The sequence below is a fragment of the Janthinobacterium sp. SUN176 genome, assembly GCF_030587335.1.
Taxonomy (GTDB): Bacteria; Pseudomonadota; Gammaproteobacteria; order Burkholderiales; family Burkholderiaceae_D; genus Janthinobacterium; species Janthinobacterium kumbetense.
In genome coordinates this window covers 1448275-1466401 of sequence record NZ_JAPWIA010000001.1, presented here as the reverse complement: position 1 = coordinate 1466401, position 18127 = coordinate 1448275, and the positions used below count along the sequence as shown (strand labels likewise).

At 68.0% G+C, this 18127-nt stretch carries 14 protein-coding genes; 12 read left to right on the top strand and 2 right to left on the bottom strand.

The genetic code is table 11. The annotated features are described in order from the left end of the window. Entirely contained in the window at window positions 1–2481 is a 2481-nt protein-coding gene (locus tag O3299_RS06515; protein ID WP_305061835.1) for a hypothetical protein, read from the top strand. Further along, complete coding sequence (locus O3299_RS06510) at window positions 2478–3242, top strand: serine protease (protein WP_305061834.1); 765 nt, start codon at window positions 2478–2480, stop codon at window positions 3240–3242. The genes O3299_RS06515 and O3299_RS06510 overlap by 4 nt, the downstream gene beginning before the upstream one ends. Before the next feature lie 4 nt (window positions 3243–3246). Here the strand turns inward: O3299_RS06510 and O3299_RS06505 are convergent, their stop codons facing one another. After that, window positions 3247–3993 (bottom strand): long-chain N-acyl amino acid synthase, encoded by a 747-nt coding sequence (locus tag O3299_RS06505; protein ID WP_305055421.1) that lies wholly within the window; start codon window positions 3991–3993, stop codon window positions 3247–3249. A 200-nt stretch (window positions 3994–4193) separates the two neighbouring features. Next, the gene (locus O3299_RS06500; protein WP_099668060.1) at window positions 4194–4817 is read right to left on the bottom strand and encodes an XrtA/PEP-CTERM system exopolysaccharide export protein; all 624 of its coding nucleotides are present in this window, start codon (window positions 4815–4817) and stop codon (window positions 4194–4196) included. Window positions 4818–5060: 243 nt separating this feature from the next. Between O3299_RS06500 and O3299_RS06495 the strand changes: the two genes are divergently transcribed. Genes O3299_RS06495 through O3299_RS06450 form a run of 10 tightly spaced genes read left to right on the top strand, consistent with a single transcriptional unit; the run spans window position 5061 to window position 18123 of the window. Continuing rightward, complete coding sequence (locus O3299_RS06495; protein WP_099668061.1) at window positions 5061–6590, top strand: XrtA system polysaccharide chain length determinant; 1530 nt, start codon at window positions 5061–5063, stop codon at window positions 6588–6590. A 16-nt stretch (window positions 6591–6606) separates the two neighbouring features. Continuing rightward, on the top strand, window positions 6607–7449 hold the full coding sequence (locus tag O3299_RS06490) for an XrtA-associated tyrosine autokinase (RefSeq protein WP_305061833.1): 843 nt from the start codon (window positions 6607–6609) through the stop codon (window positions 7447–7449). Beyond that, the gene (locus O3299_RS06485) at window positions 7433–8962 is read left to right on the top strand and encodes a TIGR03016 family PEP-CTERM system-associated outer membrane protein (protein WP_305061832.1); all 1530 of its coding nucleotides are present in this window, start codon (window positions 7433–7435) and stop codon (window positions 8960–8962) included. The genes O3299_RS06490 and O3299_RS06485 overlap by 17 nt, the downstream gene beginning before the upstream one ends. A 12-nt stretch (window positions 8963–8974) precedes the next feature. Continuing rightward, complete coding sequence (wecB, locus tag O3299_RS06480) at window positions 8975–10135, top strand: non-hydrolyzing UDP-N-acetylglucosamine 2-epimerase (RefSeq protein ID WP_305061831.1); 1161 nt, start codon at window positions 8975–8977, stop codon at window positions 10133–10135. Continuing rightward, window positions 10132–10983, top strand: a complete 852-nt coding sequence (locus tag O3299_RS06475; protein ID WP_305061830.1) for an XrtA system polysaccharide deacetylase — start codon at window positions 10132–10134, stop codon at window positions 10981–10983. The genes wecB and O3299_RS06475 overlap by 4 nt, the downstream gene beginning before the upstream one ends. Then, window positions 10983–12062: a FemAB family XrtA/PEP-CTERM system-associated protein gene (locus O3299_RS06470; RefSeq protein WP_305062948.1), complete on the top strand. Its 1080-nt coding sequence runs from the start codon at window positions 10983–10985 to the stop codon at window positions 12060–12062. Before O3299_RS06475 ends, O3299_RS06470 begins: the two co-directional genes overlap by 1 nt. A gap of 15 nt (window positions 12063–12077) precedes the next feature. After that, window positions 12078–13385, top strand: coding sequence for a TIGR03087 family PEP-CTERM/XrtA system glycosyltransferase (locus O3299_RS06465; protein WP_305061829.1), 1308 nt, complete (start codon window positions 12078–12080; stop codon window positions 13383–13385). Continuing rightward, window positions 13382–14968 carry an exosortase A gene (gene xrtA, locus O3299_RS06460; RefSeq protein WP_305061828.1) on the top strand — a complete coding sequence of 529 codons (1587 nt, stop codon included), beginning with the start codon at window positions 13382–13384 and terminating at the stop codon, window positions 14966–14968. The genes O3299_RS06465 and xrtA overlap by 4 nt, the downstream gene beginning before the upstream one ends. Further along, on the top strand, window positions 14958–16160 hold the full coding sequence (locus tag O3299_RS06455) for a TIGR03088 family PEP-CTERM/XrtA system glycosyltransferase (RefSeq protein ID WP_305061827.1): 1203 nt from the start codon (window positions 14958–14960) through the stop codon (window positions 16158–16160). Before xrtA ends, O3299_RS06455 begins: the two co-directional genes overlap by 11 nt. Before the next feature lie 10 nt (window positions 16161–16170). Then, on the top strand, window positions 16171–18123 hold the full coding sequence (locus tag O3299_RS06450) for an XrtA/PEP-CTERM system amidotransferase (RefSeq protein ID WP_305061826.1): 1953 nt from the start codon (window positions 16171–16173) through the stop codon (window positions 18121–18123). Window positions 18124–18127 lie beyond the last annotated feature (4 nt).

Sequence of the window (18127 nt, the reverse complement as noted above, 5' to 3'; positions counted from 1 at the left end):
ATGGCTGTGCAAGCGGCCATGCCCGGCGTGGCGGCGCGGCCGCTGGCCCTGCTGGCGGGTGCGGCCTGCGTGCTGGCCCTGCGCCATTATCCGCTGGGCCATGGCTGGCCCGGCTTGCTGTTTGCCATCCTGCTGCCCGCGTATTTCCTGCTGCTGTGCTGGCGTCCCGCCTGCTGGCTGTTCTGCGTGCCCGCCCTGCTGCCCGTGCTGGACCTGGCGCCGTGGACGGGCTGGTTCTTCCTCGAAGAGATCGACGTGCTGCTGTTGCTGACGGTGGCCTGCGGCTATTGGCGCCTGGGCGGACCCAGCCAGCCGGCAGCGGCGCGGTTGTCGCCCGCCGCCCGCCTATGTTTGCTGCTGTGCAGCCTGGCCTGGCTGGCGGCGCTGCTGCGCGGCGTCCTGCCGCTGGCGCCGCTCGAGCTGAATGCCTGGGACAATTATCTGAGCCCCTACAACAGTTTGCGGCTGGGCAAGGCCTGGGCCTGGAGCATGCTGCTGCTGCCGCTGCTGCTGCGCGACGCGCATCCGCACGCCCTGCGCCGCTACGCGCTGCCGGGCATGCTGGCCGGGCTGGCCATGGTGTCCCTGTTCGCCCTGTGGGAACGGGCCGTGTTTCCCGGACTGCTGAACCTGTCGAGCGACTACCGCATCACGGCGCCGTTTTCCGCCATGCACACGGGCGGCGCCGCGCTGGACGGCTACCTGGCCCTGAGCTTGCCCTTTGCGGGCCTGTGGCTGGCGCGCGCGCGCAGCCGCTGGCAGGCGGCGCTGGCCTTGCTGCTGCTGGCCCTGGCCCTGCACGCGGCGTTCACCACCTTTTCACGGGGCTTGTACGCGGCCCTGGCGGCGGCCATGCTGCTGGCCTTGTGGCAAGCCCTGCGGACGGCGCCCGGCGCGGGGCGGCAAGCGCGCGGCCGGCCGCCCGTGCGGGGCATCTTGCTCAAGCTGCTGCTGGCAGGCCTGGGCACCGTCCTGCTGCTGTACATGTTCAGCCTGGCCGGCTACCGGGGCTTGCTGGCCGCCGCCGTCCTGCTCGCGGCCAGCTTCGTGCTGGCGGCGCGGCCCTTGCCGTGGCGTCTGGCGCCGGCCAGCCTGCTGTGTGCGCTGTGCCTGCAGGGCTTGCTGGCCGCCTGGTGGCCGGAACCGGCCTTTCAACCAACGGCCGGCTGGCTGAAAGGCCCGTATTTCCTGTTCCTGCTGGCCGCCATGCTGCTGACGGGCACCTTGTGGCCGGGCGGCGCCGGCGCCAAGGGTCCAGCCCGGCTGGGTCTGGCGATGATGGCGTGGACCATGCTGGCATGCAATCTCGCCTGGATAGGCTGGCACTGGGCCGGCCCGCCGGCCCTGCTGCCGGCCGGCTTGGTGGTGCTGCTGGCCATGCTAATGCTGTGCAACGGACGCCTGCACCCGCCGCTGTGGCGGCTGGACCGGGCCAGCCTGAGCATCGCGGGCGCGGCCGGCATCCTGCTGTTGCTGGCCATCCCCGTGTCGGCCAGCTATTACGCCACCGAACGTTTCGCCACCACGGCCTTCGACATGCAGGGCCGCTTGCGCCACTGGCGGCAAGTGCTGGCCATGCAGCCGCCCGACTGGGGCAACCGCCTGTTCGGCATGGGCAGCGGCAGCTTTCCCGCCACCTATTATTGGCACAATCCGGGGCGCGAGGTGCCGGCCAGCATCGCGTATGCCGAGGACAGGGACGCGCCCGGCAATTATTATGTGCGCCTGGCCAGTCCCGGCTACAGCGCCGGCTATGGCGAACTGCTGCGGCTGCTGCAACGCCTGCGCGTGCAGCCGGCCACGCGCTACACCCTGGCGCTCGACGTGCGCAGAAGCGGCCCCATGCCCGTGCTGCAGGTGCGCCTGTGCCAGCGGCAATTGCTGTATGCACAAAATTGCGTGGAAATCCCCCTGCGCCTGCGCCCGCCCCCGCCCGGCAATCCACCAGCGGCCTGGCAACACTATGACGTGCCGTTCGACAGCGCCTGGCTGGGCACGGGCGCCTGGCTGCTGCGCCCGCCCGTGCAGCTGGAACTGGCGGTCAGCGGCACGGCCGCCTCGTCCGTGCTCGACGTCGACAACCTGAGCTTGCGCGCGCCCGGCGGCGAGGAACTGATCGCCAACGGCCGTTTTACGCAGGCCAACAATTACTGGTTTTTCAGCAGCGACCACCATCACTTGCCGTGGCATATCAAGAGCATGGCGCTGCATCTGCTGGTGGAAACGGGCTGGTGCGGCGCACTGACCATGCTGGCCCTGCTGGCCGTGGCCGGCCAGCGCCTGCTGCGCCGCGCCGCGCGGGGCGAGCCGGGCGCGCTGGCCTGCGCCGCCGCCCTGCTGGGTTTTCTCGTCGTCGGCCTGTTCGACAGCCTGCTCGACGTGCCGCGCCTCGCCCTGCTGTGCCATCTGATGCTGCTGTGCGCGCTGCTGCAGCCCGCGCCCTCCCCGCCACCTCCCCACCTTGAAAGCGCGCCGCCATGACACCCCTGTTTTCCGCCCTCCTATTCTGCCTGGCCCTGGCCAGCGCGCCGTGCCGCGCCGATGCGCCGCTGGCGCAAACCATCGCGCGCATCAAACCGTCCATCGTCGGCGTGGGCAGCCTGCAAAAGACGCGCACGCCGCCGATGAATTTCATCGGCACGGGTTTCGTGACGGGCGACGGCTTGAGCGTGCTGACCTGCGCCCACGTGATCCAGAAACTGCTCGACGCCAATCCGAACGAAGTCATCGGCATCCTCACGGGCCAGGGCGAGGCGGCGCAATTTCGCCCCGCCAGGGTCCAGGCGGTGGACACGGAACATGACCTGGCCTTGCTGCGCCTGGCGGGCGCGCCCCTGCCCGCCCTGGCGCTGGGCGACGCGGCCACGGTGCGCGAAGGCCAGGCCATGGCGTTTACGGGGTTTCCGCTGGGCACCTTGCTCGGGCTGCACCACGTGACGCACCGGGCCACCGTGTCATCGCTGACGCCGGTGGTCATGCCCAGCGAAAACGCGCAGCGCCTCGACATCCGGCGCCTGGCGCAGCTGCAAAAAGCGCCGTACACCGTGTTCCAGCTGGACGCGACGGCGTATCCGGGCAGCAGCGGCAGCCCCCTGTTCGATCCCGAGACCGGTCTCGTCTACGGCATCGTCAACATGGTGTACGTCAAGGGCCTCAAGGAAGCGGCCATCAGCGCCCCGAGCGGCATCACCTACGCGATTCCGGGCAGCTACATGCAGACGCTCTTGCTGAAAAACAAATGAGTGATCAGTTGCGCCCCTGCCTCAGCCGGTCCGTAATGCCAGGCTCATCCCATGTCGGAAAAAAAAAGGGGTAAAACGACCGTTCACCCCCATGCTGTTCCATCAGGCCACCGTATTTACGGATCTGGGCCCCCATGTAATCGAGGTCCAGCCGTAGCAGCACGGCCGGCGCCCCCACGCGCGTGCACTCGCGCTCGCCGCCGAAGTCCTGGAAACCCAGCATGCGCTTGTAAAACACCACGTGGCGCGGGTTGACTTCGATCACGTAATCCGTAAAGCCGTGAATATTGTGGGCATAGATATAAGAGATATGAATCAGCGCCGCGAACACGCGCTTGCTCACCCCCTTGTCGATGGCCAGGCGCGACGGTTCGCACAGGCGCCGGCCTTCTTCGCGCAGCACGTCGAGCTTGTCGCGGAAGTTTTCATCGGCGGGCAAGCCGGTCTCGTCATTGTCGAGGCACAGGGTCATGGTGCCGACGGTGGTGCCGGCCGTTTCCGCAAACAGCGTGATTTTATTCAGGGCATGCGCGATGCCGGGATCGACGGCATAGCCGCGCCAGCCGTACATCTTGCGGATCAGCAAACTGGCCGCCTCGCGCCGGCCGCGCGAATTGGCCATGCGGATATGAAAGCGCTGCAGGTCGAGCTCATGCTCCATGGCAGGGTCGATCTGCCCCTCGCCCACCACCAGGTCATTGAAAGTACCGGGCGTGTCGAAGGAAATAATGGGTTCATCTTCAAAGCTCATCTTGTCCTCACGTTCATCGGCCGCCGTCGAGACGGACTGAAGCCAATGCCTTGTGACAAGAGAAAAACTGGAGAAGTTCCCGCGCCAGGCAAAAAAAACAGAAGAAATATGCTATTTAATAGCAAAATTGCATGCTGAAATTTGCCTGCAAGTACAAAATGACAAATATAAGTGCTGTTTTGATATTGCCGAGTCCGCTATTAAAAGAAGCTCTCCGGTATCAGCAGCACGTCGCCAGGGCGCATCATGACGTTGGCGGAAATATCGCCACGCTTCAGGAGGTCGTCGAGGCGCACGCCCAGCTGCTGCTGGTTGCCTTCCCGCATGCGGATGATGCTGGCCTTGTTGCCGGCCGCAAAATCGGTGATGCCGCCCACGGCGATGAGCACGTCCATCAGCGACATGCCCAGCCGGTACGGCAGCGCCTGCGGCTTGGCCGCTTCGCCGATGACGCGGATCTGCTCGCCATACGGGCCCGAGAAATTGGTGACGATGACCGTCACGACGGGCTGCTGGATGAACTTGCCCAACGCTTGCTCGATGTCGCGCGCCAGCTGGGTCGACGTCTTGCCGCTGGCGGGCAAATCCTCGACCAGCGGCGTGGTGATCTTGCCGTCCGGCCGCACGGCCACCGTCAGCGACACTTCCGGATTGCGCCAGACGATGATGTTGACGGAGTCTCCCGGTCCGATCAGGTAGTCGTGCATGGGCGCGCTGTCGTCGGAGGGCGCCAGCGGATGGGACGTGCGGCAGGCGCCCAGCAAGCCGGCGGCCAAGCCCAGGCCCAGCGTGTTGCAGACAAATGCACGGCGAAACGGATTCATGCGGAGCCTCTTCGAGTCGATGGCGCGTCCATGGCCGGCCCCGCAGAACCAGCCTGGGCCGCGAACTTCCTATGATTATTAAAACCCGGCAAGTCAACCTTGAGGCGTATCAAGAAGCAATCATCTTGGGAAATTTTGCCTCTCAGCCGCCCTATACTTTGCTTACTCAACAGGCAAGCATTTCTTGCAAGACGCCGTCGCCAGCCCATCGACCGTGCAGCACCGTCACCTGAAGGAAGCGACATGGAAGAATTGATACAGCAATTGCTTTCCAGCCTGAAAGGCATCTGGAAGTACCGCTGGCATGCGGTGCTGGTGGCGTGGCTGGTGGCCGTCGTCGGCTTCATCAAGGTGATCACCCTGCCCGACGACTTCCAGACGTCGGCGCGCGTGTTTGTCGATACGCAAACCATCCTCAAGCCGCTGATGGCCGGCATGACCAGCGTGCCGAACACGGAGCAGCAGGTGGCCATCATGAGCCGCACCCTGCTCAGCCGCCCGAACGTGGAGCGCGTCATGCGCATGGTCGACCTCGACCTCGATTCGAAGACCGTGCGCGAACACGAGGCCCAGCTCGACGATTTGATGAGCCGCATCAAGATCACGGGCACCAACGCGTATGACATCTACACGATCAGCTACAGCGGGCGCGACCCGAAGCTGGTGCGCGATGTGGTGCAAAGCCTGCTCACCATCTTTGTCGAAGGCAGTTTCCAGGGAAAAAAGGGCGATTCGCAAAAGGCGGTGCAATTCATCGACGAGCAGATCAAGAATTACGAGGACAAGCTGAGCGCGGCGGAAAACCTCGTGAAGGAATTCAAGATCCGCAACAACCTGCTGCTGCCGCGCCAGGGCATCGACTATGGAAGCCAGCTGCTGATGTCGTCCGATAGCCTGAACAATGCCAAGCTGGAACTGGTCGAGGCGGAACAGGCCCGCAAGGCCATCCAGAGCCAGATCGAGGGCGACGAGCCCGTGCTCGACCTGGAACCGAACGCATCGGCCATCGCGAATCCCGAACTCGACGAGCGCATCGCCACGCTCAACAAGAACCTCGACAGCCTGCGCATGCAATTTACGGAACTGCACCCCGACATCATCTCTTCGAAGCGCCTCATTGCCCAGCTGGAAGAACGCAAGATCGAGGAAAGCAAGCTGAAGACGGCGGCCGGCGACCCGGGCAAGAACTACAGCCCCATGCTGCAGCAGCTGAAGGTGGCGCTGACGGATGCGGACGCCAAGGTGGCCGCCATCCGCGCCCGCGTGCAGGAATACAACGCGCGCAATGAACGCCTGCTGGCGCAGAGCAATGCCGTGCCCGAGGTGGAATCGCAGCTGGCGCAGCTGAACCGCGATTACATCATCAACAAGGAAAACTATGAAAAGCTGATCGGCCGGCGCGAGGCGGCCAAGCTGTCGGGTGAGCTCAGTTCCACCACGGAAATGATGGCCTTCAAGATCATCGACCCGCCCACGGTGCAATATGCGCCCGTCGGCCCGAACCGCCCGCTGCTGTTCAGCGCGGCGCTGGGCGCGGCCCTGGTGGCCGGCGTCGCCACGGCCTTGCTCATCAGCCAGGTGCGTCCCACCTTCCTCAGCCCCGCCGAACTGCGCGACGCCACGGGCTTGAACGTGCTGGGCACGGTATCGATGAACTGGACGGCGCTGCAGCAAGTGCGCCGCCGTCGCGCCCGCTACGGCTTTGGCGCCTGCCTGGGCAGCCTGTTCGTGCTGTACGGCGGGGTCATGACGGCCGCGCTGCTGAAATTCTAGATCCCGGGGAGCGACGATGAGCAGCAAGGACAGCGGCAAGCAGGAGCCCACCATCCTGGGCGTGGCCGAGGCCGGCGTGCCGTATGGCGCAGCGGGCGCGGCGGGGGCGGATGGCGCGGACGCGGCCAGGTCGCCCCAGTACCGCCCCCTGAACCTGGCCCGGCTGGCGGAGCAAGGCATGCTCACGCAGGAAGGCGGACGCAGCTCGGTGGCCGAGGATTTCCGCATCATCAAGCGCCCGCTGCTGCGCCAGGCGCGCGCCAGCGGCGCAGAGGCCATCCGCCACGGCAACCTGATCGTCGTCACCAGCGCCATGCCCGGCGAAGGCAAGACCTACTGCGCCGTGAACCTGGCCATGAGCATCGCCATGGAAATGGATATCACGGTGCTGCTGGTCGATGCCGATGTGGCGCGCCCGTCCGTGCTGAAAGTGCTGGGCCTGCCGCCGGAGCCGGGGCTGATGGACGTGCTGCTCGACCCGCAACTGGCGATGGGCGACGTGATCCTGAAAACCAATGTGGCCAACCTGAGCATCCTGCCCGCCGGGCGCAGCAACAAGCATGCGACGGAATTGCTGGCCAGCCGCGCCATGAGCCGCCTGCTGGCGGAAATTGCCAGCCGCTACAGCGACCGCGTCGTCATCTTCGATTCACCGCCCCTCTTGATCACCAGCGAGGCGCACGCGCTGGTCGGGCAGATGGGGCAAGTGGTGATGGTGGTCGAGGCGGAAACGACGACGCAGCACGCCGTCAAGGAAGCGCTGCGGCAGATCGAGTCGTGCGAACACATTCATTTGATCTACAACAAGACCAAATCGTTCCCCGGCAACGACTACTACGGCTATGGCTATTACGACTAGCGGCCGGGTTCCGCTGCCGCTGCTGCCGTTCCTGTCCCTGCTGCTGCCGCTGCCGGCCGGCGCCGTCGACTGGCTGGTGAAACCGTCGCTGCGCCTGCGCGAAAGCTATACGGACAATGCCTTGCGCGCGCCGTCCGGCCAGGCGCAATCGGACTTCATCACGGAAATCGCGCCCGCCATCGCCCTCATCGGCACGGGTCCCCGCCTGCGCGTGCACCTCGATTACAGCTGGCGCAAATACCTGTCGGGGCAGCGCGCCGATACGGATACCCACGAACTGCGCGCCTCGGCCGACGCCGAGCTGGTGCAGGACTGGTTCTTCATCGATGCGGACGCCAGCGTGAGCCGGCGCAACATCTCGCCATTCGGCCCGCAACTGATCGACGGCCTGCCCGACACGGACAATGCCAGCACCGTGCGCACGACGGGCATCAGCCCCTACCTGCGCCACCGTTTCCGCGGCCTGGCCTCGGCCGAGCTGCGCTACATGCGCAACACGGTCGACAGCGGCGGCGACCTGCTCTCCGTGCACAGCGATGAACTGGAGTTGCTGCTCAATGGCGAGCCGCGCGGCAACGGCTGGACCTGGAACGCCAGCCACGACGTGCGCCGCACGCAGGACAGCAAGCTGGCGCCCGTGCGCATGCAGCGCAGCAGCGCGGGCTTGCGCTATCCCATCAACAGCAAGTGGGCGGCCACGGCCAGCGGCGGCATGGAAAAGGAAGGCTATCTGTCGACCAGCGGCAAGGCGCCGGCGGGCCGCTTCTGGTCGCTGGGCGGCGTGTGGACGCCGTCGCCGCGCACCAGCGTGGCCTTCAGCACGGGCAAGCGCTTCTTTGGCACCACCTACAGCCTGGACGCCACCTTCCTGCAGCGCCATACCAACTGGCAATTGAGCTACGGCGAAAACATCACCACCATGCCGACGCAGTTTTCGCGCCTGGGCGACCGCGATGCGGGCCGGCTGCTCGATCAATTGTGGCGCGGCATCTTTCCCAATGCGCGCGACCGGCGCTTGCGCATCGACGCCTTCCTGCGCTACGCCAACAGCCTGGGGCCGGAACGGGGCGCCATCAATTACTTCAGCCACCGCTATTTCCTGCAAAAGCAACTGAAGCTGACGATGGCGCGCGCCACGGCGAAAAGCACGATGATCGTCGGCGTCACGGCCGTCGACCGCACGGCGCAAACGGCCAGCGGCATCGACAGCGGCTTGCTGCCCGGCGTGGAGTTCGGCAGCGAAGACCGCACGCGCCAGGTCGGCGGCAACCTGGGCTGGGGCTGGCAAGCCAATTCGCGCACCACCGTCAATGTCAATGCCGGCTACGCCGGCGTGCGTTCGCTGAGCGCGCCCCGGCGCGACAACAACATCACCTTGACGGCCGGCTACACGCGCATCCTGCAGCCGGACATGACGGCCAGCATCGACGTGCGGCACACGCGGCACGCCAGCAACCGCGGCGGAGACTACCGCGAAAACGGCGTCAGCGCCACGCTCACCATGCAATTCTAAGGAGGCTGCAGCATGTCCGACCCTTCGCTGTCATCCGCCGCGCCGGCGCACCTGCTGTGCGTGGTGGCCGCGCGCCCCAACCTGATGAAGATGGCGCCCATCCTGGCCGCCCTGGCGCGCCATGCGCCCGCCGTGCGCGTGACCTTGCTGCATACGGGCCAGCATTACGACACGGCCATGAACGAACAGCTGTTCATCGACCTGGACATGCGCCCGCCCGACATCGCCCTCGACGTCGGCTCCGGCAACCACGCGCAGCAGACGGCCGAGATCATGCGCCGCTTCGACGCCGTGCTCGACGCCCATCCGCCGCTGGCGCCCGATGCCGTGCTGGTGGTGGGCGACGTCAATTCCACGCTGGCGTGCGCGCTGGTGGCGGCCAAGCGCGGCACGCCCGTGATCCACGTTGAGGCGGGCTTGCGCAGCGGCGACCGGCGCATGCCCGAGGAAATCAACCGCGTGCTGACGGATCAATTGTCCGACCTGCTGCTGACCAGCGAGGAAGGCGCGCGCGCCAACCTGCTGCGCGAAGGCATCGCCGCCGAACGCATCCACTTCACGGGCAACGTCATGATCGACAGCCTGCGGCAGCAGTTGCCGCGCGCCGTAGCGCCCGCCGCCACCCTGCGCGCCCACGGCCACGCCTGCCCGCCCGCGTATGGCCTGTTGACCCTGCACCGGCCGTCGAACGTGGATGACCCGGCGCAACTCGAAGCGCTGCTGCAGGCGCTGGGACAACTGTCCCGCCGGCTGCCGCTGCTGTTTCCCATCCACCCGCGCACCCTGGCCGGCCTGCGCCTGGCGGGCCTGGAAGGGCAGCTGGCGCGGCATGCCATCGTCAGTCTGCCGCCGCTGGGCTACCTGGAAATGCTGGGCCTGATGCAAGAGGCGCACCTGGTGCTGACGGATTCGGGCGGCGTGCAGGAAGAAAGCACGGCCCTGGGCGTGCCCTGCCTGACCCTGCGCGACACGACGGAGCGCCCCGTCACCGTCAGCGACGGCACGAATACCCTGGCCGGCAAGCAGCCGGCCGCCATATTGGCGCTGGCGCGCGGCATCCTGGACACGGGCGGCAAGCGCGGTCGCCTACCGCCCCTGTGGGATGGCCATGCGGCCGAGCGCATCGCCGCCGTCATCGCGCCCTGGCTGGCGGCGCGCCGGGGGCCGCCATGACGCCGCCGGCCATGCTGCGCAATGCGCTGACCATCGACGTGGAAGACTATTTCCAGGTGTCCGCCTTCGCGCCGCACATCGCGCGCGCCGACTGGCCCCGCCTGGAATGCCGGGTCGAGGCGAATATCGAGCGCATCCTGCTGCTGCTGGAAGGCCGGCGCATCCACGCCACCTTTTTTACCCTGGGCTGGATCGCCGAGCGCTACCCGGCCATGCTGCGCCGCGTGGCGGACGCCGGGCACGAAGTGGCCAGCCACGGCTATGCGCACCTGCGCGCCTGCGACCAGTCGGCCGCGCAATTCGCCGACGACGTGCGCCACAGCAAGACCATCCTCGAGCAGATAACGGGGCTGGCCGTGCACGGCTACCGGGCGCCCAGCTTTTCCATCGGCGCGGCCAACCTGTGGGCCTTCGACGTGCTGCAGGAAGCGGGCTACCGCTACAGTTCCAGCATTTACCCGATCCGCCACGACCACTACGGCATGCCGGACGCACCCCGCTTCGCCTGGCGCCCGCGGGGACCGCAGGGCGTGCTGGAATTGCCCGTCAGCACCGTGCGCCTGCGCGGGCGCAACGTGCCGGCCGGCGGCGGCGGTTATTTCAGGCTGATGCCGTATGCACTGTCGCGCTGGCTTTTGCGACGCATCAATTCGCGCGACGGGCAAGCTGGCATATTCTATTTTCATCCTTGGGAACTCGATCCCGGCCAGCCGCGCCCGACGGGCCTCGACGCCAGGACGCGCTTTCGCCACTACCTGAACCTGGGGCGCATGGAAGCGCGGCTGGCGCGCCTGACGGGCGATTTCTCCTGGGACCGCATGGACCGTATTTTTCTGGAAAGCACATGATGCACGAGGCCAGCCTTCCTCCCGACCCGCTGCATGGCAGCGCCGCCATCGCCGTGCGCTCGCTGCAGGGGCACGACCATGCGCGCTGGGACGCCTTCGTCGACACGTGTCCGGACGCGACCTTCTTCCACCGCGCCGGCTGGCACACCGTCATGCAGCAGGGTTTCCGGCACGACAGCCATTTCCTGTACGCGGAACAGCATGGGCGCATCGCCGGCGTGCTGCCGCTGGCCCATTTGCGCAGCCGCCTGTTCGGTTCGTCCCTCGTTTCGCTGCCCTTTTGCGTGTACGGCGGCATCGCCGGCGGCAACGCGGCCGTGCGCCAGGCCCTCGACAGCGCGGCGCTGGCGCTGGCCCGGCGCCTCGGCGTGGGCCACTTGGAATACCGCTGGCGCGAGGTGGAACAACAGCCGGACGCGGCCTGGCTGCACAAACCCCTGTACGCGACCTTCCGCCGGGCATTACACCCCGAGGCGGAACAAAATCTGCTGGCGATCCCCCGCAAGCAGCGCGCCGTCGTGCGCAAGGCCATGGCGGGCGGCCTGCACAGCGCCATCGACTATGACCTCGAGCGTTTCTACCCGCTCTACGCATCCAGCGTGCACCGGCTGGGCACGCCCGTCTTCGCGCGCCGCCACTTTGCCCTGCTGCGCACGGTGTTTGGCGGCGATTGCGAGATCCTCACCGTGTATCACGGCCAGCAGGCGCAAGCGAGCGTGCTGCTGTTCTATTTCCGCGACGAAGTGCTGCCGTACTATGGCGGCGGCAGCGTGCTGGCGCGCCGCACGGGCGCCAACGATTTCATGTACTGGGAAGCGATGCGCCGCGCCAGCGCGCGCGGCTGCCGCCTGTTCGATTTCGGCCGCAGCAAGCTCGGCACCGGGGCATACGATTTCAAGAAGAACTGGGGTTTTACGCCGCAGCCGCTGCCGTATGCCTGCCGGCTCGTGCACGCCAAGGCGTTGCCGGAAGTCAATCCCCTGAATCCGAAATACGCGCTGTTCATCCGCGCCTGGCGCCGCCTGCCGCTGCCGCTGGCCAACCTGCTGGGGCCGCACATCGTGCGGCAACTGGGCTAAGCAAGGAAATACACCATGCGCGAACTGCTCTTCCTCGCCCACCGCCTGCCGTATCCGCCCAACAAGGGCGACAAGATACGTTCGTGGCACATGCTGCAATACCTGAGCCGGCATTTCCGCGTGCACCTGGGCTGCTTCATCGACGATGACGACGACTGGCGGCACGCGAAAAGCGTGGCCGCCCTGTGCGCCAGCACGCGCTTCATCGGCTTGCAGCGCGGCACGGCCCGCTGGCGCGCCATGCAGGCGCTGCTGTCGCGGCAAGCCATGAGCGTGCACTATTACCGCGATGCGCGGCTGCTGCAATGGGTCGACGGCTTGCTGTCCGGCGGCAAGGTGCGCCACGCGCTGGCCTTTTCCGGACCGATGGCGCAATACATCGACGGCAGCGCGGGCCGCGCCCTGCACCGCGTGATCGATTTCGTCGACGTCGATTCCGACAAGTGGCGCCAGTACGGCGACAGCAAACCCTGGCCCATGTCGCTGCTGTACCGGCGCGAAGCGCAGCTGCTGCTGCAGTACGAGCGCCACATCGCCCAGCAATTCACGGCCGCCAGCTTCGTCTCGCCGGCCGAGGCAGCCCTGTTCCGCCAGTGCGCGCCGATGGCGCGACGCAAGACGGGATACTTCAACAACGGCGTCGACACGGCGTATTTCACGCCCCAGCCGGGCCGGGCCAGCGTGTATCCGGCCGGCGTGCAGGCGCTGGTATTTACGGGCGCCATGGATTACTGGCCGAATATCGACGCCGTGCAATGGTTCGTGCGCCACGTCTGGCCCGCCCTGCGGCGCGAGTTTCCCCGGTTGCAGTTCTATATCGTCGGCAGCGCGCCCGTGCCCGCCGTGACGGCGCTGGCCAGGATTCCTGGCGTGGTGGTGACGGGCAAGGTGCCCGACATCCGCCCCTACCTGGCGGGCGCGGCCCTGGCCGTGGCGCCCCTGCGCATCGCCCGCGGCGTGCAAAACAAGGTGCTGGAAGCGATGGCGATGGGCAAGATCGTGCTGGCCACGCCGCAGGCGCTGGAAGGCATCGCCGCCCAGCCGGGCCTGGAACTGCTGCTGGCGCGCGACGAGGCCGAATTCATCCACCATGCCGCGCGCGTGCTGCGCCATGCCCAGGACGGCGCGGCCGAAGCGAGCGGCGCGGCCATGGGCGCGGCGGCGCGCCAGCTGGTCTTGCAGGATTACGACTGGGAGCGCAACCTGCGCGGCCTGGGCGCCATGCTGGGCCTGCCTGCCGAGGCCGAGGCCGAGGCTGAGTCGAATACGCCTGCCGGCGGCGCCGCCGCGCCGGTGCTGCCCGTGCGGGAACCCTCCACATGAGCGTGCAACTCGACCCGGTGGCCTGCTTGCCCGATGCGGCCGTCCAGCCGGACGGGCATGGCCAGCGGCATGCCCTGCCGCTCCTGCTGCTGGCCCTGGCCGCCGTCGTGCTGCTGTACCACGCCACCTTCTGGTCGATGCTGGAATTGTGGTCGCGCTCGCAGACCTTCGCGCACGGCTTCTTGATCGTGCCCATCAGTTGCTGGCTGGCCTGGCGCCGGCGCGCGCGCCTGGCCGCGCTGGCGCCCCAGCCGTCGCGGCCGGGCTTGCTGCTGCTGGGCGCGCTGGGCCTGGCCTGGCTGCTGGCCGACGCCGCCAACGTGCCCGTGGTGGAACAATATGCGGCCACGGCCATGCTGCCCGCCTGCGTGCTGGCCATCCTCGGCTGGCCGGCCGTGCGCCTGCTGGCCTTTCCCCTCGCGTACCTGTTCCTCGCCGTGCCGTTTGGCGAAGTCTTCCTCGAACCGCTGATCGACTTCACGGCCGCCTTCACCGTCACCGCGCTGCAATGGACGGGCGTGCCCGTATTCCGCGATGGCAGCAATTTTTCCCTGCCCACGGGCAACTGGTCGGTGGTGGAAGCGTGCAGCGGCTTGCGCTACCTGATCGCCGCGCTGGCCCTGGGCGCCCTGTTCGCCCACGTCAACTTCCACAGCACGCGCCGGCGCCTGGCCGTCATGGCCGCCGCGTTGCTCGTGCCCATCCTCGCCAATGGCGTGCGCGCCTATATGATCGTGATGCTGGGCCACCTGAGCAACATGCGCCTGGCCGTGGGCGTCGACCACCTGATCTACGGCTGGCTGTTCTTCGGCCTGGTGGCGCTGCTGCTGTTCTGGCTGGCCGCGCGCTGGCGCGAACTGCCGCTGGCGCGCGCCGTGCCGCCAGCTCAACCCGTACGCCTAGGCACCGGCGCGGCCAGCCTGCGCGCCGTCGTACGCGCCAGCGCCGCCTGCCTGCTGCTGGCGGCCCTGTGGCCCGCATTGGCGCTGGCCAGCCACCGCGACGACGGCGCCGCGCTGCCCGCCATCGTGCTGGCCTTGCCCGATCCGCCCGCCTGGCGCCGCCTGCACGATGCGGCAGCGGGGAATATCGACTGGCAAGCGCCGTATGCGGGCAAGCCCGCGCTGTTTGCCGCCACGTATGCGCGCCAGGATGGCGACGGCGCGCCGGTCGGGCTGCAACTGCGCTGGTATGCGCGCCAGGTGCGCGATGCCGAATTGCTGACGCATCTATCGTCGCCCTACGGCGCGCGCTGGACGGCCCTGGCGCAGCGCGTGCGGCAGGTCGGCTTGCCCGGCGGCGCCCTGGACGTGCGCGAAAGCGTGCTTGCCCACGGCGGCGAGCGCCTGCTGGTGTGGCGCGTCTACCGCCAGGGCGGCGTCGTCACGGCCCGGCCCCTGCTGGTGAAACTGCTGCTGGCGCAAGCCAAGCTGCTGGGCAGGCGCCAGGATGGCGCCGACCTCATCGTCTTTGCCGCCTACGACGAGCTGGCGCCGCCGCCGCGCGCGCACCTGCAAGCCTTCCTGCGGGCGGCGCTGCCCGTCATCGAACAACGCTTGCAGGAGTTGCCGCATGGCCCTTGACACCGAGACGGGCCGCGCGCCGGCGGCCAGCACGGCCCCGCTGATCGTGCACGTGATCCACCAGCTCGACGTGGGCGGGCTGGAAAACGGCCTGGTGAACCTGATCAACCATTTGCCGCCGGAACGCTACCGGCACGCCATCATCTGCCTGAAGAACGCCACCGCGTTTCGCCAGCGCCTGACCACGCCCGGTGTCGACATCATCAGCCTGGACAAGCGCGAGGGCAAGGATTGGCGCCACTATCTGCACCTGTACCGCGTGCTGAAACAGCTGCGCCCGACGCTGGTGCACACGCGCAACCTGGGCTGCCTCGAAGCGCAATTGCTGGCCTGCCTGGCCGGCGTGCGCCTGCGCGTGCATGGCGAACACGGGCGCGACATGAGCGACTTGCACGGCACCCGCCGCAAGTACCGGCTGCTGCGCAAATGCATGCTGCCGCTGGTGCAGCACTTCATCGCCGTCAGCGCCGACCTGGGGCAATGGCTGGTGGACGCCATCGGCGCCGCGCCCGCGCAGGTGTCGCACATCGGCAATGGCGTCGACAGCGTGCAATTCCATCCGCGCCTGGGCCCGCCGGCCGCCGTGGGCCCGCCCGGCTTCCTGTGCAATGGCGCCTTCGTCATCGGCAGCGTGGGCCGCATGGCGGCCGTCAAGGACCACGCCTCGCTGGTGCACGCCTTTTTGCTGTTGCTGGCGCAGCCGGGCGCCCGCGCGCGCCTGCGCCTGATCATCGTCGGCGACGGGCCGTGCCGCCAGGCGTGCCTGGACTTGCTGCGCCAGTCCGGCGTGGCGCACCTGGCCTGGCTGCCCGGCGCGCGCGACGACGTGGCGCAGCTGCTGCGCGCCATGGATCTGTTCGTGCTGCCGTCGCTGGCCGAAGGCAGCTCGAACACCATCCTCGAAGCGATGGCGACGGGGCTGCCCATCGTCGCCACGCAGGTGGGCGGCAATGCGGAACTGGTGCAGTCGGGCTGGAGCGGCACCCTGGTGCCGCCCGGATCGCCCGAAATGCTGGCCGACGCCATGCTCGACTATTACAGCATGCCCGAACTGGGGCCGCGCCACGGCGCGCGCGGGCGGCGCCAGGTGCTGGCCGAGCACAGCCTGCCCGCCATGGCCGGCGCCTACCTGGCCGTGTACGACCGCCTGACGGGCGCGCGCCAGCCCTCCCCCCTGTCCACCACTCCCTGAAAGGCCTCCCATGTGCGGCATCAGCGGCATCTTTGATTTGCAGGGCCAGCGCGACATCGACGTGCTGCTGCTGGCGCGCATGAACCACAGCCTGCGCCACCGGGGGCCGGACGAAGGGGGATTGCACCGCGAGCCGGGACTGGGCCTGGCGCACCGGCGCCTGTCCGTGATCGACCTGGCCAGCGGCCAGCAGCCGCTGTTCAACGCCGACCGCAGCATCGCCATCGTCTTCAATGGCGAAATCTATAACTATCGCAGCCTGATGGCGGAACTGCGCCAGTTCGGCCACCCGTTCCGCACCAGCAGCGACACGGAAGTCATCGTCCACGCCTGGGAACAATGGGGAGAGCAATGCGTGCAGCGCCTGCGCGGCATGTTCGCCTTCGCCCTGTGGGACCGCCGGCGCCACCTGCTGTTCCTGGCGCGCGACCGCCTGGGCGTGAAACCCCTGTACTACGGCGAGGCGGACGACGGCACCCTGCTGTTCGGCTCCGAACTCAAGGCCCTGCTCGCGCATCCGGCCATGCCGCGCGCGCTCGACCCGCTGGCCGTGGAAGAGTATTTCGCCTACGGCTACGTGCCCGAGCCGCGCAGCATCTTCCAGCACGCGCGCAAGCTGCCGCCCGGGCATACCCTGTCGATTCGCGCCGGCCAGCCGCTGCCCGCGTCGCAGCCGTACTGGGACGTCCCGTTCACGCCGAACCCGCCCGCCAGCGAAGCGCAGGCGGCCGACGAATTGCTGGCGCGCCTGCGCGAAGCCGTGCGCATCCGCATGGTGGCCGAAGTGCCGCTGGGCGCCTTCCTGTCGGGCGGCGTCGATTCGAGCGCCGTCGTGGCGCTGATGGCGGGGGCCAGCAGCACGCCCGTCAACACCTGCTCCATCTCGTTCGGCGACCCGGCGTACAACGAGGCGCGCTACGCCGACCTGGTGGCGCGCCGCTACGCCACGGCGCACCACGCGCGCCAGGTCGAGCAAGACGACTTCGAACTGATCGACCTGCTGGCCAACCTGTACGACGAACCGTTCGCCGACAGTTCCGCCATGCCCACCTACCGCGTCTGCCAGCTGGCGCGCCAGCGCGTCACGGTGGCCCTGTCGGGCGACGGCGGCGATGAAAGCCTGGCCGGCTACCGGCGCTACCGCCTGCACACGCGCGAGGAAAAGGTGCGCAAGGCCATGGACCCGCTGCTGCCGGCCGGCTTGCGCCAGTCGCTGTTCGGCACCCTGGGGCGGTGGTACCCGAAGGCCGACTGGGCGCCCCGCTTCCTGCGCGCCAAGACCACGTTCGAAGGCCTGGCGCGCGACACGACGGACGCGTATTTTCACGGCGTCAGCCTGCTGGGCGACGCCATGCGCGCGCGCCTGTTCAGTCCCGAGCTGCGGCGCAGCCTGCACGGCTACCGCGCCGTGGAAGTGCTGCGCCGCCACGCGCTGGCCAGTCCCGCGCAAGACCCGCTGTCACAGGTGCAGTACCTGGACTTGAAGACCTACCTGCCCGGCGACATCCTGACCAAAGTCGACCGGGCCAGCATGGCGCATGCGCTGGAAGTGCGCTCGCCCCTGCTCGACCATGAACTGGTGGCGTGGATGTCCGGCCTGCCGCCGCAATTGAAGCTGCGGCGCGGCGTAGGCAAGTACCTGCTGAAAAAAGCCTTGCGCCCGCTGCTGCCCGACGCCCTGCTGTACCGCCAGAAGATGGGTTTTTCCGTGCCGCTGGCCGACTGGCTGCGCGGCCCGTTGCGCCAGCGCCTGCAACAGCGGCTGCTGGGTCCCACCCTGGCGCAGTGCGGCCTGTTCGACATGGATTACGTGCGCCTGCTGCTGGAACAGCATGCGAGCGGCCGGCGCGACTACAGCGCGCCCCTGTGGGCGCTGCTGATGTTCGAGGCCTTCCTGCGCCAGGTGCTGCCGGCAGGTGCACCCAAGACGCCGGCGCCCGCGCCGGCCATGGCAATGGAGTAGATCC